Below are 19,575 nucleotides of genomic sequence, written 5' to 3'. Positions count from 1 at the left end.
TTTAAAAGGAGCCCGCCTCTTTGAAAGGCGAGCTCCCCAACCTTTTATAGTCCGATTTCTTCTTTAATCAATTTGTTGACCAGTTGCGGATTGGCTTTCCCTTTGGTCGCTTTCATCACTTGACCCACGAGGAAACCGAGTGCGCGGTCTTTGCCGTTTTTCAAGTCTTCCACCGACTCTTGGTTGGCCGCCAACACTTTGGTCACTTCCTCACGCAACTGCCCTTCGTCGCTGATTTGGACGAGGCCCTTCTCTTCGACGATCACATTTGGTTCTTTACCGGTTGCAAGCATCTCTTTAAACACTTTTTTAGCGATTTTGGTACTAATCGTCCCTTTTTGGATCAGTTGGATCATGCCAGCCAGATGGGCGGGCGTCATCACGATGTCCGTGATTTCTTTCCCTTCCGCATTGAGGTGGCCCAACAGATCAGTAATCACCCAGTTGGAGGCCAATTTGGGGTCGACATTGGCCGCGACCACTTGCTCATAATAATCGGCAACCGCCTTGGTATTGGTAAGAATCGTGGCATCGTAGTCGGACAGTTGGAATTCAGTCATATAACGTTCCTTACGAGCATCCGGCAACTCTGGCAACTCGCGACGGATCGCTTCTTTCCAGGCCTCTGAAATATGCAAGCGTACCAGGTCCGGTTCTGGGAAATAGCGGTAGTCATGCGCTTCTTCCTTGCTGCGCATCAACTTGGTGCGATTTTCATTTTCCAACCAGCGCAAGGTCTGCTGGGTGATCTTCTCGCCTCGATCCAACATCTCTGCTTGGCGTCCTTGCTCATATTCCAGCGCCCGCTCTACATTGCGGAACGAGTTGAGGTTTTTCATTTCTGTTTTGGTGCCAAACTCCTTTTGTCCCACCGGCCGCAAGCTGATGTTGGCGTCACAGCGGAGAGAGCCTTCTTCCATCTTCACATCGGACACACCGGTGTATTGAATGATCTGCTTCAATTTCTCCAGATACGCTCTGGCTTCCGCTGGAGAGCGCAAATCAGGCTCCGACACAATCTCGATCAATGGCACACCGACACGGTTGAAATCGACGAGAGAGCCTTCTCCCTCTTCCAGGTGGTTTAGCTTTCCTGCATCCTCTTCCAAATGAAGGCGTGTGATGCCGATTCGTTTTTTCTCCCCATCCACCTCAATCTCAATCCAGCCGTTTTGCCCGATGGGTTGGTCGTACTGCGAGATTTGATACGCTTTGGGTGAGTCTGGATAGAAGTAGTTTTTCCGATCGAACTTGCTGTATTCGGCGATCTCGCAGTTCAAGGCCATGGCTGCCTTGATCGCGAAGTTGACCGCTTCTTTGTTCAGCACCGGCAACACTCCGGGATGTCCCAGACACACCGGGCAGGTGTGGCTATTTGGCGGAGCCCCGAATTCCGTAGAACAGCCGCAGAAAATCTTGGTTTTCGTGGAAAGCTCCACATGGACTTCCAGTCCAATCACCGTTTCATATTTGCTCATGCTCGTTTCCCTCCCAACGGCGGAACAGGCAGTCGTTCCGTTTCTTGCTCAAACGCGTGTGCCACACGGAGTACGGTCGCTTCGTCAAATGCTTTGCCGATGATTTGCAGGCCGACCGGCAAGCCTTCAGCCAAGCCGCACGGCACGCTAATCGCGGGCAATCCAGCCAAGTTGACAGGGATGGTCAAGATGTCGTTCATGTACATTGTCAACGGATCGTTGATGTTTTCACCGATCTTAAAGGCCGTCGTCGGCGTCGTCGGCCCGACGATGACGTCATAGTCAGCGAATACCCGTTCAAAATCTTGACGGATCAAGGTGCGCACTTTTTGCGCTTTCAAATAGTACGCATCATAATAACCCGAGCTAAGCGCATACGTACCCAGCATAATCCGCCGTTTCACTTCCGAGCCGAATCCTTGGCTACGCGTTTCGAGGTACATGTCCAACAGATTTTGCCCTTGTTTGCGCACACCGTAACGAACCCCGTCATAACGGGCCAAGTTGGACGAAGCTTCCGCTGGAGCGATCAGATAATAAGCGGCCACGGCATAGTCGGAGTGAGGCAACGACACCTCTTCCACCACTGCTCCCATTTGTTCCAGCTTCTTGATCGCCGCTTGAACGCGCTCTTTAACCCCCGCATCGATCCCTTCACCCATCATCTCTTTGGGCACTGCCACTTTGAGCCCCTTGATATCGCCAGTCAGGGCGGACAAGAAGTCAGGCACGTCCACTTGGGCCGACGTAGAGTCTTTGGCATCATGCCCGGAGATCGCCTGCAACACATAAGCGGCGTCTTCCACGTTTTTGGTCAACGGGCCGATCTGATCCAACGACGAAGCAAAAGCGACAAGACCGTACCGTGAGACCCGTCCATAGGTAGGCTTGAGGCCGACCACGCCGCAAAACGCCGCTGGTTGCCGGATCGATCCGCCTGTGTCGGAGCCCAAAGCGTAATAAACTTCCCCTGCAGCGACAGCAGCCGCAGAACCACCGCTAGAACCACCCGGCACCCGGGAGAGGTCCCAAGGATTGTATGTAGGATGAAAACCGGAGTTTTCCGTAGAGCCACCCATGGCGAATTCATCCATGTTCAGTTTGCCGACGGTAACCGATTCGGCTTCAGCAAGCTTATCGACAACCGTAGCATTATAAATCGGGTTGTAGTTGGCAAGCAACTGGCTGGCGCAAGTGGTCGTCAGCCCTTCCGTGCACAAGTTGTCTTTGAGCCCGACCGGCAATCCTCCCAACAAGCCGCGTGTGGAGGAGTTGGCCCACTTTTTGTCTAGTTCTGCTGCTTGTTTGCGCGCCCCTTCTTCATCCACTTTCAAAAAAGCGCGCACGTCGCCGTCCACTTTCGCAATTTGCGCCAAGGACTCTTCAACCAGGTCACTTGCCGACAATTCTCCAGTGGAGAGTCGTTTATGTATTTCCTTCAATGAGTCACGCAATAAAGACATTCCGTTTCCCCCCTATTATTCAAATACAGCTGGCACGCGGAACATGCCGTCTTGCTGCTCCGGCGCATTGGCCAATGCTTTGTCCCGCTCAAGCGAAGGCCGAACCTCGTCTTCCCGAAGCACATTCTGCATGGGCAGGACATGACTCGTTGGTTCCACGGCTTCTGTATCCAACTCGTTCAGCTTTTCCACAAATTGAAGAATATCGTTAAGCTGGGTGGTGTATTGCTCCGCCTCTTCCTCGGACAACTTCAATCGGCCCAGCATCGCTACTTTTTGCACTTGTTCTTTGGAAATAGACAATTTTCTTCACCTCCGCAAACAATAAACCTTGCATCATAAGTCAAATCTTTTCACAGTATAGCACAAAAAGAAAGCCAACACTCACTAAGGAGTGCCGAGACGGATGACAAAGTGCCCCAAAGCGGGTTGTCAGACCGCATTCCCTAGCGGCCCCAAACGATCGAAGTCGCTTCCCTTCCATCACAGGGCCTAAGACGAACATGCAACTGACGGGGGTTGTCTACCATCTGAACACTCTCAAAGGAATGTCGGCAAAAGCATAATTCACCTTTCACACTATAACAATCGAAATATTCCATCTCTTCCTGGCGACACTTGCCTGCTGGTGAAATTATGATCTGTATTGGCGGAAGTAGTCCTTGATGATCGCCACAAACGGCTCTAGTGTTTCCACCGCTTCCTCTTTGCAAATGAATACGATGCTCTCCTTTCGGTATTGTTTGGGGATGGGATAACTGCGAACCCATCCTTCCTGCACCAGTTTGTCGCTCATGGAACGGGAAACAAGGGCCACCCCCATCCCGGAGCGCATGCACCCTAGCAGATTTTCTATCGTATAAAATTCTATTTTTTTATGGGGGATGATCTGTTCCTCAGTCAACCACCGTTCCAACTTGGCCCGGTATCGACATCCCGACCGCAAAAGAAGTAGCGTTTGATTTTGCAAGTCTTTATACGAGGTCAACGGGGGATGAGAAGCGTTCATAATCAAAACCAATTCTTCGTCGATAATGTGCTCTTTGGCGAGCTTCACTTCTTTGTCGAAGTCGATCACCAACGCGCCATCCAATTCATTGGCAAGCACGGCATTGGTAAGCTCTTCCGTGGTGCCGGTCGACAAGGATAGGTTTACTTGGGGATGCAATTGATGGTAAAGGGAGATGATGGGTGACATGTGGAGGTTGGATGTAATGACTGTCGCACCAACAGCCAAGGAATCGGGAGCGGGTGGCAGGTGATGGATGGACTGTTTCATTTCTTCATAAAGGGCTAATATTTTTTTGGCGTATTCCAAAAAATCTTTTCCCTTCGGTGTCAATTCCACGCCCCGACCTGTTCGGTAAAACAACTGTGTCTGAAAAACCGACTCGATCTTTTTGATCCGGTTGGAGACATTGGCCTGAACATAATTCAAGCGGACGGCCGCCTTGCTGATGCTTTTATGGGTGGCCACGGATTTAAACACTTCCAAATCACTGATATTCATGTCCCAGCATCACCTGTGTATGATTTTTTTTATATCTATTATTAACACTAATAGTTTAACATAAATAAATTTAGACATTAAAATGCAACCGTAAAAGGACTGTTTAAATATTCCGTATAATGGGAGCAGGTAGCATGGCTTTGACTTATTTCCATGCTGATCTCCGTCGTCACCGTGTCAGCACTCCTCATTTCGCTTGGGCAAACTTGATACCATAATAAATGGCTTGCGTAGAGAGAAGGGCTTTCCTTCTCCATTTTTCTCTTTACCGCTTCCAGCGTGCATGATTACGATGCAAATACGATTTGCCATTTTAAAAATTGTATATATAATTAGAATAAAATCTCTATTTTAATACCGCTTTCTTGAGGAGGTATGGTATGATCCGTTCTCGTTGGCTTTCTTATCTGCTATGGACAGGCATCTCTGTGCTTGGCGCCGCCGCTTTCGCCATCCTCGCACTACAACGCGGTGAGTCGGTCAACGCCATCTGGCTACTGACGGCCGCCATCTGCTCTTATGCTATCAGTTACCGCTTTTACAGCCGCTTCTTGGCCAGAAAAGTGTTTGAATTGGACGACAACCGCAAAACTCCAGCCGAGATTCACAATGACGGCAAAGATTTCGTCCCCACCAACAAATGGGTCTTGTTTGGGCACCACTTCGCAGCAATCGCTGGCGCCGGCCCACTCGTCGGCCCGATCTTGGCCGCGCAAATGGGGTATCTGCCTGGCACCCTGTGGATCATTGTCGGGGTCGTGATCGGCGGTGCCGTACATGATTTTATCGTTCTCTTCGGTTCCATGCGCAGAAACGGAAAATCCATCGGTGACATGGTCAAGGAAGAGATCGGGCCAGTCGGGGGCTTCACCGCCCTGTTCGGCATTCTCGGCATTCTGATCATCTTATTGGCCGTGCTGGGCCTGGTAGTTGTCAAAGCGCTCGCCGACAGCCCTTGGGGCATGTTCACCATCACCATGACCATCCCCATCGCCCTGTTCATGGGTGTTTATATGCGTTATTTGCGTCCGGGGAAAGTGCTGGAAACCTCATTGATCGGGTTTGCCTTGCTCCTGCTTTCGCTCTATCTGGGGCAATGGGTGTCCACCCATCCGACGCTAGCCACCTATTTCACTCTGGAAGGCACCACCATCGCCTGGCTCATGATCATTTACGGCTTTATCGCTTCGGTTATCCCGGTTTGGCTGTTGTTGGCACCCCGCGACTATCTGAGCACCTTCCTGAAAGTGGGCACGATCTTCGCGCTGGCCTTCGGTATTTTGCTTGTACTTCCTGATTTGCAAATGCCCGCGATCACCAAATTCATCGACGGCACCGGCCCCGTGTTTGCCGGCGACCTCTTCCCGTTCGTCTTCATCACCATCGCTTGCGGCTCCATCTCTGGGTTTCACGCCTTGGTTTCATCTGGCACCACTCCCAAAATGATCACTCGCGAATCCCATGCGCGGATGATCGGCTTCGGGGGCATGCTGACGGAGTCACTCGTCGCGGTGATGGCACTGATCGCCGCCTGTCTGCTCACACCAGGCGTCTACATGGCCATGAATAGCCCAGCAGCCATCATCGGCACCGACGTAGCCTCCGCTGCTGCTACGGTTTCCAAGTTCGGCGAAGTATTCACGATCACACCGGCCGACCTGCAAAATTTGGCCAACGCCATCGGTGAACAGTCGATCTTGTCGCGCACGGGCGGCGCACCCACGTTGGCAGTTGGCATTGCGACCATTTTCTCCAGCGTGATCGGCGGGAAGGCACTCATGGCCTTCTGGTATCACTTCGCCATCTTATTTGAAGCGGTGTTCATCCTGACAACGATTGACGCCGGCACACGGGTTGGCCGTTTCATTTTGCAAGATCTGCTGGGGCATTTCCATTCCAAGTTAGGAAAAACAGACTGGTATCCCGCCAACATCATGGCCAGCGGTCTGGTCGTAGCCGGATGGGGTTACTTTTTATACCAGGGCGTGATTGACCCGCTTGGCGGCATCAACACCCTGTGGCCGCTATTCGGCATCGCCAATCAGATGTTGGCGGTTGTGGGGTTGGTGATAGGCACGACGATTCTCATCAAGATGGGAAAAGCGGTGTATGCTTGGGTTAGTTTTGTTCCGCTCGTTTGGCTCACAACGGTGACGATGACCGCAGGGTGGCAAAAGCTATTCCACGACTCCCCCTCTGTCAGTTTCTTGCGAGCAGCCGAAAAATACGAGCAGGCAATCGCTTCCGGACAAGTGCTGGCACCAGCCAAATCCATTGCAGAGATGGAGCGCATCGCGTTCAACAACCACATTGATGCGGTGATGACACTCCTCTTCATGGCCTTGGTGGCAATCATCATTCTCGATGCGGTGCGCGTCTGGTATAAAGTGCTGGTCAAGCGGGAAAACCTCCCGCTGAAGGAGGCACCCTATGTCCCACGCCAACCTGGAGTATAAGGGAGGGAAAGTCATGGAAAAACAAGCGACTTGCCCAATCTGGCTAAAAATGTTGAAAGCGCTGGCATCTTATCTGAACGGCATGGCCGGGGTGCCAGACTATGAGCGGTATCTCGCCCATTTTCACAAGCATCATCCTGGAGAAACCCCACTTACCGAAGCGGAATTCCATCGTCGGGCCACTGATGAGAAATATGGCGGCGGTAGCATTCGCCGGTGCTGTTGAACAAAAAGCCAGACGGCCATAAGGCTGTCTGGCTTTTTGTTTGCCGGCGCATCAGATCCCTTAGTTTGTTTGCGGCTTCACTTCTTCTTTCTTCACTTCGGCTTTTGCGGAAGCAGGTTCCGTCACAGTCGCCGCAATTGCTTGGGGCTTTTCTTTTTTGTCGTCATCATCCATCAGGCCGTTGGTCGCGTTTTTAAACTCACGAATCGACTTGCCAAGGGCTCGTCCCAAGTCCGGCAACTTCTTCGGTCCAAACAGAATCAATGCCACGATAAAAATCAGAATCCACTCAATCCCATTGATGCCCATGGTTTCCCTCCTTCCGGCAAAAAAGATCGGGCGCATTCTCAGTTGTATTATACAGCTATTTGCCGCCAATAGAAAAGAAAAGCCTATTTTCCCCTCGCACTGGGCTCTTCCTTTTAAATCTTCACCTAAACAAAAAAAGCACTGTCCAACAGCGCTTTTCACATCAACCCACGCTTTTGTCCATCAGCTTGGACAACTCCTTTTTTTGCTCCGGCGAACAGAGCGCCAACGCTTGCATGATCTTAGATTGCCATTCTTCCTCCCGCGCCAGCTGTTCATCAAATGTTTGTTGCCGATGTTGCATCGACGCGATCTCCTGTTTGATTTCCTTCATGTCCTTTTCCAATCCGACCCAATGCCGCTCCCACTTCTCCAAACACTGTTCCAAACGCACCATATCTTCGTGCATCCGGTTCATGTCCGTCTTTAACTGCTCCACGCTCGCTCCTTGGACATCCAATCTTTCAAGCACCGCATAGATGAGCGATTTGATCTCCTCCATTACCATCAGCCCCAACCCTCTTAATTATTCTCATACGCTTCTCTTTTCTATCATCAACCTTTTACAAAAGCCTTGTTACCAATCGGCTCCTTCCCAACCCGCACGACAATCTCATGTATATTATATGATAACCTCAACATCCAAAATATGTCTATCCTGCTAATTTTTTCTCTAACTGCCTACTTGCTTGCGAGAGACTATAATTGATCACAAAATAGACCAACGACACAAAAATCAGCAAAGGAACGGTCATGTTGTAATAACGGCTGTACACGATTTGCGCGTTATGCATCAATTCGGGCAATGAAATGGCTACCGCTAGTGAAGTGTCTTTCAATAATGAGACAAATTGGCTCACCATCGGCGGAATCATGCGCCGCAATGCTTGCGGCAACACAATGTGCCACAAAGTTTGCACATAAGTCAAACCGGAAGCCCGCGCCGCCTCGATTTGCCCCTTGTCAACCGAATTCAGGCCACCGCGCACGATTTCCCCGACCAGCGCAGATGTAAAAATGGTCATGCTGATGATCACCGATATGGTGATCGGCAATTCCCAGCCCCACTCTTTGAAAGCGAAAAACCCGAAGAAGATGATCAACAAAAGTGGGAGGTTGCGAACCGTTTCGATATATAGCGCCGCCAAGTGGGATAGCACGGGTATTTTGGTGTAGCGTAGCGTTCCCAAGACAATGCCGCATATGAAGCTGAATAAAATCGAAAACAAGGCGACTTCCAAGGTGACCAACAGACCGTCCAACAACGTCTTCATAATGTCGGCGCGTGTCAAAAAGGAAAAATCCATCGCTTCCCCCTCCATTTAACTAGATTCCTTGCCCAGCCAACGGCGTTCTAAAAAATGGACCAACAGGCTGAGTGGAACAGTGAGTAGCAGATAAACGACCGCAACAAAAAGATATACAGGCGTCACATCTGCTTCCGTCGTAGCCACATCGGTGAAATACATCAATTCTCCGCCCGCGATTACCGCCAACACTGACGAGTTTTTCACTAGATTGATGAACTGGTTACCAAGCGGCGGGACAATTAGTTTAAACGCCTGCGGCAAAATAACGTACCACATCGCCTGGACATAAGTCATTCCCGACGACCTGGCTGCTTCCATCTGCCCGCGCGGCACGGATTGGATTCCGGCCCGGATCACTTCTGCGATATAAGAACTGGTGTAAATGGACAAGCCAATCGTCCCCACCGCAAACTGTGAGAGCTTGATCCCCACCGCAGGTAAAGCGAAAAAGACAAAGAAAATCTGTGCGACGAGGGGGGTGTTGCGGATGAACTCAACATACGCCGTTCCAAAACCGGCCAACGCCTTAACACCGGAGATGCGCAACACGGCGATCACCGTACCTAAGATCAGGCTGAAGACCAGTGCAAGCAAACTAACGGAAATCGTTGTCCACAACCCATCATAGAACTCTTGCTGATAAAACTCCAAAAAACTGAAATCCACCTGCACGCCACTCCTTTCTCATTCCCACTCGGCCGAAAGCAACCTTCACACGGTGAGCGCCTCCTCATTTCATCGGAAAAGGATGTTTTCCGACCGCATACCAGTGAAACCGCTGGAAAACATCCTTCCCATCCTTTGCTTCCTCTTCTATTTCCCAGGCGAAGCTTGTACCGCCTGCCGGGGCAGATCTTGAGGCGGCGCTTGTTTAAACCACTTCATGTACAGGTTGGCATAGGTACCGTCCGCGATGATTTGATCGAGAAATTGATCGACATAGGCTCGTAGCTCATTCGCCCCTTTTTTCAAGCCGATGCCGTAAGGCTCTTTGGTGAATTGGCCCCCAACCAGTTTGAAGTTGGGATCTTGTTGTTGCATGCCCATCAATATACTGTCATCCGTGGTCAAGGCGTCCACTTGACCCGCGCGCAAAGCGGTAAACGCATCGGCGTAATTTTCATACAATTGAATTTGCGCGTCAGGCTCCACCGACTTCAGGTTGTTTCCGCTGGTCGCCCCTTTGGCCGTGGCCACTTTTTTCCCTTTGGTGTCATGCACTGTTTTGATGGGACTGTTGTTGGGGACGAGCAACGATTGACCAGCCATAAAATAAACGCGCGAGAAATCGACTTCTTTTTTTCGCTTCTCCGAGATGGTCATCGTAGCGCAGATCAGATCGATGTCTCCGCCATTGAGCAGCTTGATCCGCGTTTTGGAATTCACTTCTTTTAACTCCAACTTGGACTCATCTCCCAGCATGCGCTTAGCCAGTTCTTTCATCAAGTCGATTTCAAACCCTTTGACCTGCCCGTCCGCGGGATCTTTATATCCAAACAGGTGCGTATCGTATTTGACGCCGGCAACCAGCTTTCCACGTTGCTTAATCTGTTCGAGCGAGTTGTCATCGGCTACCTTTCCCCCACCGCCGGTTCCGTTGCAAGCGGCGCCAAACAACGCCATGGCGGTTATCAGTAAAAGAGTGCACCATTTGCGCATGCCTATCTCCCCTTTTCATGTGCCTTCTCTCCACTCCACCGTTCTTTTAACCCGTCCTGCCCCACGCGTGGCTCAGTGTTTTAAGATTTTGCTTAAAAAAACCTGTGTCCGCTCTTCTTTCGGGTGGTTGAAAAACTGGTCAGGAGTAGCGTCTTCCAAGATGCGGCCCCCGTCCATGAAAATAATCCGGTCCGCCACTTCACGGGCAAATCCCATTTCGTGCGTCACCACGACCATGGTCATCCCTTCATTGGCCAGTGTTCGCATCACATCCAACACTTCGCCGATCATTTCGGGGTCCAGTGCCGATGTCGGTTCATCAAACAGCATGATCTTTGGCTTCATGGCCAACCCACGGGCAATGGCCACGCGTTGTTGCTGTCCGCCTGACAACTGAGCTGGATAGCTGTCCGCTTTTTCCGGAATGCCCACTTTGGCCAAGTATTGTCGCGCGATGCGTTCCGCTTCCTCCTTGGGCATTTTGCGCACTTTGCGGGGTGCCAACGTGATATTTTCCAACACCGTTTTATGCGGATACAAATGAAAATGCTGAAACACCATGCCGATTTCTTGGCGCAAGCGATTGATGTCCGTTTTTTTGTCCTGCACATTATATCCATCCACAATCAGCTCTCCGTCCGAGATCGTCTCCAACTGATTAATGCAACGCAACAACGTGCTTTTGCCCGAACCACTCGGGCCCAAAATGACAACCACCTCACCGGCTTTGATCTCGAGATGGATATCGCTTAAAACTTGAAAGTCGCCATACCATTTATTCACTCCCTTAAAACGGATGATGGCTAATCCCTCCCTTCATCGTGCAAAGAGTAACAATAGTCAATCTTTTATTCCGGTCACCCGGTCATGCTTTCATCTTACATTGAAGGCTTCAAAAAACGACAAATCGCTACAATAAGTTACAAATCGCCGCCATTTCTTTTTTCCGGCCACTCTGGCCCCCTCTCTTGCTTGCTCTTCGCACGAGGGCGGGTCTGGCAAATAACAAACCCCGAACCCCACCTACACAGGTGAGATTCGGGGCTCTTCCGCATGAAGCCGCATATCGATGTGATGAACGGGCCATATCAAGCTCGACCCAGTCGCTCGACTCGCGAGGCGTAACACACGTCCCTTCCTCGCGTGAACGTCATCATCCCTCCTCTTTATTCAGTTGAGCAAGCCTAATCGATACGCTTTTAAAGCCTTCGAAATCTCCTCCATCACAAAATTATCCTGGCTGTCCCTGTGAAGAAACAAAGGTTCCAGATGGTGCGTCAAAATGGCGTCAACCTTGGCTGGCGGGAACTTGTCCGGTAGGAGAATGCTATGTATCGCTAATCCGTCTACCAACGCATACAGTCGCTCCGTCTCCAAATCAAGGTCAAGATCAGGCTTTAACAAGTTCACCTGCGTCAGCAAGCGTAGCGCTCCCCGAATAATTTGGTGCAAGTCTTCATACATCTCTTCATTCAGCGGCTGTAGCTCAGGGTCATGTAGCGCCTTGGCTGAAAACGAATGCCACACTTCCACTTCCAACTGCCTATCCTCATCCAATGGGATGAATTGCTCCAGCAACAACTTGAGGTCATTGAAAGGAACTCCCGTGTAAGGGATGGTCTCCAACCGTTGCGCGATGCGGTCATTCAGATGCTTGGTGGCAAACACGAACAGCTGCGACTGGTTGGAAAAATAATAGCGCATCGAGCTGACCGGCAATCCCGCTTCTTTGGCGATGTTGCGCACCGTGCATTGCTCCAGCCCTTCGTTGCGAATAACCCGCCAAGCGGCTTCCGCGATTTTCTGTTTTTGTTTTTCGTGATCCACTTTTTTTGGCATAAACAAAATTATAGCACACTTGATTTATTTCGCTCAATTGTGTTAATATTTATTTGGTACTTCTGTACGAAATAAAACCAAAGGATGGGAGAGGAAGCATAAAAGATGGCACACGCCAAGCGAATCAAAACGCTGGACATTTTGCGGGGGTTAGCGATCTTAGGCACATTGGGGACCAACATCTGGCTATTTGCGTATTTGGGTGACTTAAATTATCTTTTAACCTTTACCCACAACGAATGGTGGTCCTCGGCGGACGCGTTTTGGCGCACCTTGATGCTTGCTTTGGTCAACGGAAAATTGCTCGGTTTGTTAGCGATCATGTTCGGTATCGGATTAGAGTTGAAATATCGGCAAGCGCAACGATTGGGGCGCCCCTGGCCGGGCATGTATATATGGATTTCACTCATTTTGCTGTTGGAAGGATTTCTACACTTCACCTTGGTGATGGAGTACGACATTTTGATGTCTTATGCCGTGACGGCGATTCTAGTCTCCTTCATCGTCAAGGGGGGAGAAAAAGTGATGCGCATCGCCATGATCGTCTTCGCGGTCATTCACGTTTTCTTCATCGGCTTCGTCAGCTTGGGCGTGCTAGCTCATCAAGTCACCGCCGACACGATGGCCACTCCTCAAGCGGTGATCACCCTCTATCAAAGCGGAACCTGGTGGGAACAGGTGCAATATCGGCTCAGTGATTTTTGGCTCTTGCGCCTCGAAGCGCTCTACGCCATTCCTTACAATACCCTTCTGTTTTTGATCGGTGTCAAATTGATGCGAAAAGGGGCCTTCCAAGATGACGTCAACGGCCGGAACCTGCGGAAGAAATTGATGAAGATCGGTTTGCTCGTCGGCTTGCCTCTCAATTTGTTGTGGTTTGTTCCTGGCGGTTATTTCGACTTTCCGGTGCGGTATCTATTCGCCCCGATTCTGTCGCTCGGTTACATGGGGTTGATCGGGTGGTTGGTAGACAAATTCCGTTCCTTGTCTCTGTGGGGCTTCTTGGAGAAGGCGGGTAAAATGTCCTTGAGTTGTTATGTGTTGCAGAATATCGTGTGCTCGATTTTGTTTTACGGATGGGGAATTGGTTTGGGCGGCAATCTCAACTCACTTACGGTCATCGCCATTTGGATCGGCGTCTGCCTGTTTCAACTGCTTTTCGCCCACTTATGGCTCCGGCGCTTCCCCATGGGGCCGATGGAAACCGCCCGCAAGGCGCTGACTGGATTGCTGGAGAAAGGAAAACGGACGGAAAAAAGCTTGCGCGCCTGATTGCAGAGCAAAACGACAAATAAGCCGCCGGGTCGATTCCCGACGGCTTGTTCTTTGCACAGGCTTACAGCGCTTCCGATACCAATTTTGCTTGGGTAAACAGCAACAGGTAGTCACGGCCACCTGCTTTGGAGTCCGTACCGGACATGTTGAATCCGCCAAACGGATGAACACCTACCAGCGCACCCGTGCACTTGCGGTTGAAGTACAGGTTACCCACGAAGAATTCTTCGCGTGCGCGCTCCAAGTGCATGCGGTTGCGGGAGATGACGGCACCGGTCAAACCGTAATCGGTGTTGTTGGCAATCGCCAAGGCATCGTCAAAGTCTTTCGCTTTGATAAACGCTACCACCGGACCGAAAATTTCTTCTTGGGCAATCCGTGCATCAGGTGCCACATCCGCAAACACGGTCGGCTGGATGAAATAACCGTTCCCTTCGGCTTTGCCACCGCCAGCCATCAGGCGGCCTTCTTGTTTACCAATCTCAATGTATTCAAGGATTTTGTTGTACGCTTTGTCATCCACAACTGGACCCAGGTCAATGCCCAAGGTTTGTGCTTCGCCAACTTTAAGCTCTTTCGTTTTGGCAACCACTTTTTCCAACACTTCATCATACACATCTTGGTGGATGATGGCGCGAGAGCATGCGGAGCATTTTTGGCCGGAGAAACCAAATGCCGACTTCACAATGCTGTCAACCGCCAAATCGATGTCGCAGTCACTGTCTACCACGATGGAGTCTTTTCCGCCCATTTCAGCCACTACGCGCTTAATCCATTTTTGGCCTGGCACGGTTTTGGCCGCCAACTCGTTGATGCGCAAGCCGACTTCACGGGAACCGGTGAAGGAGATGAAACGGGTTTTCGGATGGGTCACAAAGTATTCTCCCACTTCTCTGCCTGGTCCCGGTACATAGTTGACTACACCATCAGGCAGGCCAGCTTCTTTGAGGATCTCCATGAATTTGTAAGCAATCACGTTGGTTGGGGTCGCTGGTTTCAGCACGACGGTGTTCCCAGCCACTACTGCGGCGGTGGTCATACCTACTGTGATCGCGAGCGGGAAGTTCCATGGCGGAATGATCGCACCCACGCCAAGCGGGATGTAGTAAAGGTTGTTGTCTTCGCCCGGCAATGGGGTCAGCGGTTGACGTTCGCTCAAGCGAATCATTTCACGGCCGTAGAACTCCATGAAATCAATCGCTTCCGCTGTATCCGCATCTGCTTCTGGCCAGCTTTTGCCCGCTTCCAATACCATCCAAGCCGAGAATTCATGCTTTTTGCGGCGCAGGATGGCAGCAGCTTTAAACAGCACACGCGCGCGTGCTTCCGGGCTCACTTTTTTCCAGCTTTCGAAAGCGGTGAGAGCCGTTTGCATCGCTTTTTCAGCCAATTCGGTATTGGCTTCGGACACAATCCCGATCACTTCATCCACATTGGATGGGTTGATCGATTTTACTTTGCGATCGGTTTTGATGTGCTCGCCGCCGATGATGATGTCATATTCTTTGCCCAGCTCAGACTTCACTTTGTTTAAAGCGGTTTCAAAAGCGCGACGATTAGCTTCTTGGGAAAAATCCGTAAACGGTTCGTTGCGGTACTCGATCATTTCATAACCTCCTATAGCTTGATCGTTCCTTGATAGTGTAGCCCACTACCCACCCTACCATGAAACGACGGGCAAAACGAGCCTTGTTTATTTTTATTTCAAACTATATAATAAAAAGACCTTATCACCTAATACTATACAATAATAAAATCCCAAATGAAAGTAAGAGTTCCTTTAACCCGTGACCGCTCCAGCTTAAGCACCTATCAATAAAAAAAGCTGGCTCCCCATCAAGGCTGTCGCTTCCACTTTCCACTTTTCCTCCTATTCCATTTTATTCTATCTGGTATTCCATCAACCCCATTCACTCTCTCCGTAAAATAATATTATCATCCACCTTTAAAATTTTTATAATCATGCATCAAATTGCATAAACATTCGCTTTATTCCTGCGACTATTGTCCATTTTCTCCGCATAACATGGTACGGAAATCGCATGCAAGGAGGAACAAACATGTCCGATATCAAACAGGCCACACATTTTGAGCAGCGGTTTTGGCTGGCTGTGTTGCGGGATCATTGCCAATTCATTCTTGATGCACTCGGCCCCTCCGAGGAGAAAGAAATCGCCCAAGCGCAGGCGCTGTTGCAACGGTTTACCCATTTGGCTGACCACACCCCCTTTGATCTAAACGCGTCACAGGAAGCTGCTCAATCGTTGCGAGAGCTGAAACTCCATCTTTTGCGCCGCTTGTTAACCGAATCCATCACCTTTCATTTGCCGCCAACCTTCATTAATCATATGGTGAACGAAATCGATGAGTATCTACGCATTTTGGGCTGCCTGATCAACAATCAAGTTCCGCCCCTTGAGCATCCTTTGCACCACCACCTGCTTTGGTTGCCCGACGCGGCCGGACACGCGGAAGGGATTCAAATCAATACGGATGGTACGGAAAAAGAATTCAAACGCAAACAACGCTATTTCATTAAAAAATTTGAGGAATTTTACATAAAGGCCATCGAGTTAACCGGGTATTTGCGAACACAGTTGTCTCATTTTCCCGCCTTGTCCCGTTTCAACAAAGAGGTGGATTTGGAGATCCGCGTGTTTCAAGCATTTTTGCGAGAGGTAGAAGAGCTTCGCCTCAGCAACAAGTTGTTAGGCACCCTTGCCCCGCTGATGGCCGATCACATGTACAGAGAAGAATGCTATTATCTGCATAAGCTGGCACAAGTTTCGGAAATTAAAAAACCCCGTTGCCGCCCAATAGAAAATTAGGCGGGCCCCCTAGTCATTCCACCACACTTCATGTTCCTCCCTTCATAGGATATAGCAATACCAACATTCTCTTAGGGGAGGAACATAACCGCCATGGACAATATCATAAGCAAGCAGCATAACAAACGATTGCTTCAACAAGACCCTCTCTTGGCTCCCCACCTACCCAAGACGCTCCCCCTCACTTTGTCCAACCTCGATGACATGCTAAAACGGTACGCTTTTGTTTATTTGAAACCGGATAATTCCTGCCAAGGCAAAGGGTTATTTCGTGTCGACCGCCTCGACCCCTCCCATTTCGCCTTGCGTTCACGCGAAGAGCACCGCCCCCGTGTCTTCCAATCCCTCCACACCCTATATACCTTTTTGCTCAAACATAAAATGCGCCGTCGATATTTGATTCAGCGTGGAATCCGCAGCCAGACATTGACTGGGCAAATGGTAGACATCCGCGTGCACTTGTCCCGTGTGCACGGCAAGTGGGTGGTAGCGGGTATCGTCGGACGCGTCGCACCCCATCGCCGGATCGCCACCAATGCCTACAGCGGCGGGAAATCTGTTCATGTCTATCCCCTCCTGACCAAAGGCATGGGATACACACACCACGCCGCGCTGGCCACCATCGACAATATGATCGCGCTATCCCGCAGGGCTGTTGCGGTCATGAGCGCCCGCTATCCCAAATGGCCAGAATACGGGCTGGACATAGGTATCGATGGCAATGGCCACATGTGGATTTATGAAATCAATATCAAGCCTGGCGGTTTGGTGTTTAAAAACTTAAGTGCCAAAGCGTATAAGCGGATTCTGCTGTTGCACCGGTTGGCGCGCTGACGAGGAGTCAGGTGATTGATTCTGTCTGGTGAACGGGTATAAGGCCATTTCATCCGTGGCATGCTAGAAGAAGATGACAAACGCAAGGGGCGAAGGTTGATGAGCCATCCGTTTCAGTTATTAGTGAAATTCATTTATACCAGTCTCATTCTCTACCTCATATTAGGCTTTGCCTATCACGTCCCGACCGCGTGGATTTTACTCACCAGCATCGCCTTGACTTTATCGGGCTATGCGATGGATGTCTATCTCCTGCCGCGGATCGGCAATCTGTTTTCAACCCTCTCCGATTTGTTCGTGAGCTTCACTTTAGTTTGGTTGATCGGCACCTACACATTCGATAGCGACATCGGACTGCAATTGTATAAGCTTCAAAACATCCCGCTTTTTCAGCTTTCGCTGACGGTTTCCATCATCTACAGCGCGATCGAATGGTTTTTTCACCGCTGGATTCATCGTCTGAGCGGAAAGGAAGAGATTTTTCCATAAAAGAGCAACCCCCCAGCTTTGGGCCGAGGGGTTGCTCTTTTTTCCTCGCTCAATTATACAACGTATTTTTCCGCATCCAAGATGCGCGCAGCAATGGTCCGCTTCAAAGCCACTTCGTTCAGCGGTTCGAGGCGTGTGAGTCTCTTCAGGACAGACAGTTGCGTACGCAACACATCTCCCTCTTCCAACGCTGCCAGGGTGTGGCGAGCGAACGATTCCACCCGCTGGAACGATTCGTAGATAAACGCACGAGTCAAATCGATTTTGGCTTGCTCTTTGTCTTCCCCGTTTTTGGAGATGGCTTTTTTGGTGCGCAACAGCGCGCTTTCCATAGCAAACGTCTCAATTGCGATGTCTGCGATGTCACGCAGAATCTCTTGTTCTTTGTTCAATTCGGCCTCGTATTTTTGCACGGCCAGGCCTGCGACCATCAGGAACACCTTTTTGGCATTTTCCACCAGATGCTCTTCCGCTTCCAAAGCAGGAGCGTCTTCTTCTGGAATGTATGGCATCATGGACAGCAGCTCTTCTTGAAGTTCCATTCCCGCTTGCAGGAGCGCCAGCTCGCCTTTCATCGCTTTTCTCATCAGGGTCGCCGGAATGAGCAAGCGGTTGATTTCGTTGGTGCCTTCGAAGATGCGGTTAATCCGCGCGTCACGGTACATGTTTTCGATCTCATACTCATTCATGAAGCCGTAACCGCCGTGGATCTGTACCCCTTCATCCACCACATAGTCCAGCACTTCCGAGCCGAACACTTTGGCGATTGAACACTCAATAGCCAATTCTCCAATCGCTTCAGCGACAGCTGCACCTTCAGCGTCTTCTACACCTTCCAGTCCGGCGTCAAACATGCCGCCCACCCGGTAGGCCAAGCTTTCCAACGCGTAAATTTTGGTAGCCATCGTCGCCAACTTCTCTCGGATCAAGCCGAATTTGGCAATTGGAATGTTAAACTGTTTGCGCTCTTTGGCGTATTTGGCGGAGATCTCCAATGCCCGCTTAGCCGAACCCAAGGTGCCGACAGCCAGTTTGTAACGGCCGATGTTCAGGATGTTGAAGGCGATTTTGTGCCCTTTGCCTACTTCACCGAGCAGGTTTTCCACCGGCACCTGCGCATCTTGCAGGATCAGTGTACGGGTGGAGGAACCTTTGATCCCCATTTTCTTCTCTTCCGGACCGACGGATACACCCGGGAAATCACGCTCAACGATAAAAGCGGTAAACTTGTCGCCATCTACTTTGGCGTACACGACAAATACATCAGCAAAGCCGGAGTTGGTGATCCATTGCTTTTCACCGTTTAAGATGTAATGCTTGCCATCTGGGCTCAGAACTGCGGTGGTTTTAGCTCCCAGCGCGTCGGAACCGGAGCTCGGCTCGGTCAGTGCGTAAGCGGCGAACTTTTGTCCCGTAGCCAGGCCGGGTAGGTATTTTTTCTTTTGTTCTTCATTACCGAAGAACACAATCGGCAACGTACCGATTCCGACATGGGCACCGTGGGACAAGCCGAATGCGCGACCCAGGGAGATTTTTTCGGTGATGAGGCTGGAGCTGATTTTATCCAAGCCGAGTCCGTCGTATTTCTCTGGCACATCGGCGCCAAGCAGACCCAATTCGCCTGCTTCACCCAAGAGGCGCACCGTGTGCTCAAATTTGTGTTCTTCGATTTCGTGCAGCACCGGCCACACTTTATCTTTAACGAAGTCTTCTGTTGTTTTGGCAATCATCTTTTGCTCTTCGTTAAACTCTTCTGGAGTAAACACATCTTGCAAGTCCGCCTGTTCCAGCAGGAAAGCTCCGCCTTTTACTTTTTTATCCGCCACTTTTGTCATCCTCCCATAGTCGAAGTGAATATAAGATATGCTGGCGTTTGCCGGCGCCGTGCTATCGCGCCGG

19 protein-coding genes are annotated in these 19,575 nt (G+C 50.4%); 6 read left to right on the top strand and 13 right to left on the bottom strand.

The genetic code is table 11. From position 1 onward, the window contains the following. Window positions 1–44: 44 nt before the first annotated feature. The 4 genes from gatB to QQZ12_RS10410 all read right to left on the bottom strand — a co-directional run bounded on the left by gatB (window position 45) and on the right by QQZ12_RS10410 (window position 4,451). Window positions 45–1,478: an Asp-tRNA(Asn)/Glu-tRNA(Gln) amidotransferase subunit GatB gene (gene gatB, locus QQZ12_RS10425; RefSeq protein ID WP_102993306.1), complete on the bottom strand. Its 1,434-nt coding sequence runs from the start codon at window positions 1,476–1,478 to the stop codon at window positions 45–47. Next, window positions 1,475–2,941, bottom strand: coding sequence for an Asp-tRNA(Asn)/Glu-tRNA(Gln) amidotransferase subunit GatA (gatA, locus tag QQZ12_RS10420; RefSeq protein WP_102993307.1), 1,467 nt, complete (start codon window positions 2,939–2,941; stop codon window positions 1,475–1,477). Before gatA ends, gatB begins: the two co-directional genes overlap by 4 nt. 15 nt (window positions 2,942–2,956) lie before the next feature. Continuing rightward, window positions 2,957–3,244 (bottom strand): Asp-tRNA(Asn)/Glu-tRNA(Gln) amidotransferase subunit GatC, encoded by a 288-nt coding sequence (gatC, locus tag QQZ12_RS10415; RefSeq protein ID WP_102993308.1) that lies wholly within the window; start codon window positions 3,242–3,244, stop codon window positions 2,957–2,959. 331 nt (window positions 3,245–3,575) lie between these two features. Next, the gene (locus tag QQZ12_RS10410) at window positions 3,576–4,451 is read right to left on the bottom strand and encodes a LysR family transcriptional regulator (protein ID WP_102993309.1); all 876 of its coding nucleotides are present in this window, start codon (window positions 4,449–4,451) and stop codon (window positions 3,576–3,578) included. Between the two features lie 380 nt (window positions 4,452–4,831). On the opposite strand from QQZ12_RS10410, the gene QQZ12_RS10405 reads away from it, so the two are divergent. Continuing rightward, window positions 4,832–6,907, top strand: a complete 2,076-nt coding sequence (locus tag QQZ12_RS10405) for a carbon starvation CstA family protein (RefSeq protein ID WP_102993310.1) — start codon at window positions 4,832–4,834, stop codon at window positions 6,905–6,907. A 13-nt stretch (window positions 6,908–6,920) separates the two neighbouring features. After that, window positions 6,921–7,133, top strand: coding sequence for a YbdD/YjiX family protein (locus tag QQZ12_RS10400; protein WP_022737057.1), 213 nt, complete (start codon window positions 6,921–6,923; stop codon window positions 7,131–7,133). 60 nt (window positions 7,134–7,193) lie between these two features. Here QQZ12_RS10400 and QQZ12_RS10395 read toward each other — a convergent pair whose 3' ends face one another. The 7 genes from QQZ12_RS10395 to QQZ12_RS10365 all read right to left on the bottom strand — a co-directional run bounded on the left by QQZ12_RS10395 (window position 7,194) and on the right by QQZ12_RS10365 (window position 12,250). Next, on the bottom strand, window positions 7,194–7,442 hold the full coding sequence (locus QQZ12_RS10395; RefSeq protein ID WP_022737058.1) for a twin-arginine translocase TatA/TatE family subunit: 249 nt from the start codon (window positions 7,440–7,442) through the stop codon (window positions 7,194–7,196). Between the two features lie 163 nt (window positions 7,443–7,605). Further along, the gene (locus tag QQZ12_RS10390; protein ID WP_284724391.1) at window positions 7,606–7,950 is read right to left on the bottom strand and encodes a hypothetical protein; all 345 of its coding nucleotides are present in this window, start codon (window positions 7,948–7,950) and stop codon (window positions 7,606–7,608) included. Window positions 7,951–8,095: 145 nt separating this feature from the next. Next, the gene (locus QQZ12_RS10385; protein ID WP_102993907.1) at window positions 8,096–8,749 is read right to left on the bottom strand and encodes an amino acid ABC transporter permease; all 654 of its coding nucleotides are present in this window, start codon (window positions 8,747–8,749) and stop codon (window positions 8,096–8,098) included. Between the two features lie 15 nt (window positions 8,750–8,764). Next, on the bottom strand, window positions 8,765–9,424 hold the full coding sequence (locus tag QQZ12_RS10380) for an amino acid ABC transporter permease (protein WP_029071915.1): 660 nt from the start codon (window positions 9,422–9,424) through the stop codon (window positions 8,765–8,767). A gap of 141 nt (window positions 9,425–9,565) precedes the next feature. After that, the gene (locus QQZ12_RS10375; protein WP_284724390.1) at window positions 9,566–10,411 is read right to left on the bottom strand and encodes a transporter substrate-binding domain-containing protein; all 846 of its coding nucleotides are present in this window, start codon (window positions 10,409–10,411) and stop codon (window positions 9,566–9,568) included. Between the two features lie 72 nt (window positions 10,412–10,483). Then, entirely contained in the window at window positions 10,484–11,212 is a 729-nt protein-coding gene (locus QQZ12_RS10370) for an amino acid ABC transporter ATP-binding protein (RefSeq protein WP_284724430.1), read from the bottom strand. Between the two features lie 369 nt (window positions 11,213–11,581). Further along, complete coding sequence (locus QQZ12_RS10365) at window positions 11,582–12,250, bottom strand: TetR/AcrR family transcriptional regulator (RefSeq protein ID WP_284724429.1); 669 nt, start codon at window positions 12,248–12,250, stop codon at window positions 11,582–11,584. 105 nt (window positions 12,251–12,355) lie between these two features. Here QQZ12_RS10365 and QQZ12_RS10360 point away from each other — a divergent pair, with 105 nt between their 5' ends. Beyond that, window positions 12,356–13,522 carry a DUF418 domain-containing protein gene (locus QQZ12_RS10360; RefSeq protein ID WP_284724389.1) on the top strand — a complete coding sequence of 389 codons (1,167 nt, stop codon included), beginning with the start codon at window positions 12,356–12,358 and terminating at the stop codon, window positions 13,520–13,522. Between the two features lie 64 nt (window positions 13,523–13,586). Here the strand turns inward: QQZ12_RS10360 and pruA are convergent, their stop codons facing one another. Beyond that, complete coding sequence (gene pruA, locus QQZ12_RS10355; RefSeq protein ID WP_102993316.1) at window positions 13,587–15,131, bottom strand: L-glutamate gamma-semialdehyde dehydrogenase; 1,545 nt, start codon at window positions 15,129–15,131, stop codon at window positions 13,587–13,589. 454 nt (window positions 15,132–15,585) lie between these two features. On the opposite strand from pruA, the gene QQZ12_RS10350 reads away from it, so the two are divergent. The 3 genes from QQZ12_RS10350 to QQZ12_RS10340 all read left to right on the top strand — a co-directional run bounded on the left by QQZ12_RS10350 (window position 15,586) and on the right by QQZ12_RS10340 (window position 17,676). Then, a complete protein-coding gene (locus QQZ12_RS10350; protein WP_284724388.1) occupies window positions 15,586–16,353 on the top strand; it encodes a DUF2935 domain-containing protein in 768 nt (255 codons plus the stop codon). A 93-nt stretch (window positions 16,354–16,446) separates the two neighbouring features. Continuing rightward, complete coding sequence (locus QQZ12_RS10345; RefSeq protein WP_102993318.1) at window positions 16,447–17,187, top strand: YheC/YheD family protein; 741 nt, start codon at window positions 16,447–16,449, stop codon at window positions 17,185–17,187. A gap of 99 nt (window positions 17,188–17,286) precedes the next feature. Continuing rightward, complete coding sequence (locus QQZ12_RS10340; RefSeq protein ID WP_054096248.1) at window positions 17,287–17,676, top strand: DUF2512 family protein; 390 nt, start codon at window positions 17,287–17,289, stop codon at window positions 17,674–17,676. A gap of 53 nt (window positions 17,677–17,729) precedes the next feature. Here the strand turns inward: QQZ12_RS10340 and QQZ12_RS10335 are convergent, their stop codons facing one another. Then, complete coding sequence (locus QQZ12_RS10335) at window positions 17,730–19,511, bottom strand: acyl-CoA dehydrogenase FadE (RefSeq protein WP_154986427.1); 1,782 nt, start codon at window positions 19,509–19,511, stop codon at window positions 17,730–17,732. Window positions 19,512–19,575 lie beyond the last annotated feature (64 nt).

This window comes from Laceyella tengchongensis, assembly GCF_900182735.1.
In the GTDB taxonomy this organism is placed as follows: domain Bacteria; phylum Bacillota; class Bacilli; order Thermoactinomycetales; family Thermoactinomycetaceae; genus Laceyella; species Laceyella tengchongensis.
The sequence above is the reverse complement of the archived record's forward strand: the minus strand, read 5'-3'. Positions and strand labels throughout refer to the sequence as shown.

Excerpts from the sequence above, each read along its gene's own strand:
- gatB (WP_102993306.1), bottom strand. The coding sequence starts at position 1,478 with ATGAGCAAATATGAAACGGTGATTGGACTGGAAGTCCATGTGGAGCTT.
- gatA (WP_102993307.1), bottom strand. The coding sequence starts at position 2,941 with ATGTCTTTATTGCGTGACTCATTGAAGGAAATACATAAACGACTCTCC.
- QQZ12_RS10410 (WP_102993309.1), bottom strand. The coding sequence starts at position 4,451 with ATGAATATCAGTGATTTGGAAGTGTTTAAATCCGTGGCCACCCATAAA.
- QQZ12_RS10405 (WP_102993310.1), top strand. The coding sequence starts at position 4,832 with ATGATCCGTTCTCGTTGGCTTTCTTATCTGCTATGGACAGGCATCTCT.
- QQZ12_RS10400 (WP_022737057.1), top strand. The coding sequence starts at position 6,921 with ATGGAAAAACAAGCGACTTGCCCAATCTGGCTAAAAATGTTGAAAGCG.
- QQZ12_RS10395 (WP_022737058.1), bottom strand. The coding sequence starts at position 7,442 with ATGGGCATCAATGGGATTGAGTGGATTCTGATTTTTATCGTGGCATTG.
- QQZ12_RS10390 (WP_284724391.1), bottom strand. The coding sequence starts at position 7,950 with ATGGTAATGGAGGAGATCAAATCGCTCATCTATGCGGTGCTTGAAAGA.
- QQZ12_RS10385 (WP_102993907.1), bottom strand. The coding sequence starts at position 8,749 with ATGGATTTTTCCTTTTTGACACGCGCCGACATTATGAAGACGTTGTTG.
- QQZ12_RS10375 (WP_284724390.1), bottom strand. The coding sequence starts at position 10,411 with ATGCGCAAATGGTGCACTCTTTTACTGATAACCGCCATGGCGTTGTTT.
- QQZ12_RS10365 (WP_284724429.1), bottom strand. The coding sequence starts at position 12,250 with ATGCCAAAAAAAGTGGATCACGAAAAACAAAAACAGAAAATCGCGGAA.
- QQZ12_RS10360 (WP_284724389.1), top strand. The coding sequence starts at position 12,356 with ATGGCACACGCCAAGCGAATCAAAACGCTGGACATTTTGCGGGGGTTA.
- pruA (WP_102993316.1), bottom strand. The coding sequence starts at position 15,131 with ATGATCGAGTACCGCAACGAACCGTTTACGGATTTTTCCCAAGAAGCT.
- QQZ12_RS10350 (WP_284724388.1), top strand. The coding sequence starts at position 15,586 with ATGTCCGATATCAAACAGGCCACACATTTTGAGCAGCGGTTTTGGCTG.
- QQZ12_RS10345 (WP_102993318.1), top strand. The coding sequence starts at position 16,447 with ATGGACAATATCATAAGCAAGCAGCATAACAAACGATTGCTTCAACAA.
- QQZ12_RS10340 (WP_054096248.1), top strand. The coding sequence starts at position 17,287 with ATGAGCCATCCGTTTCAGTTATTAGTGAAATTCATTTATACCAGTCTC.
- QQZ12_RS10335 (WP_154986427.1), bottom strand. The coding sequence starts at position 19,511 with ATGACAAAAGTGGCGGATAAAAAAGTAAAAGGCGGAGCTTTCCTGCTG.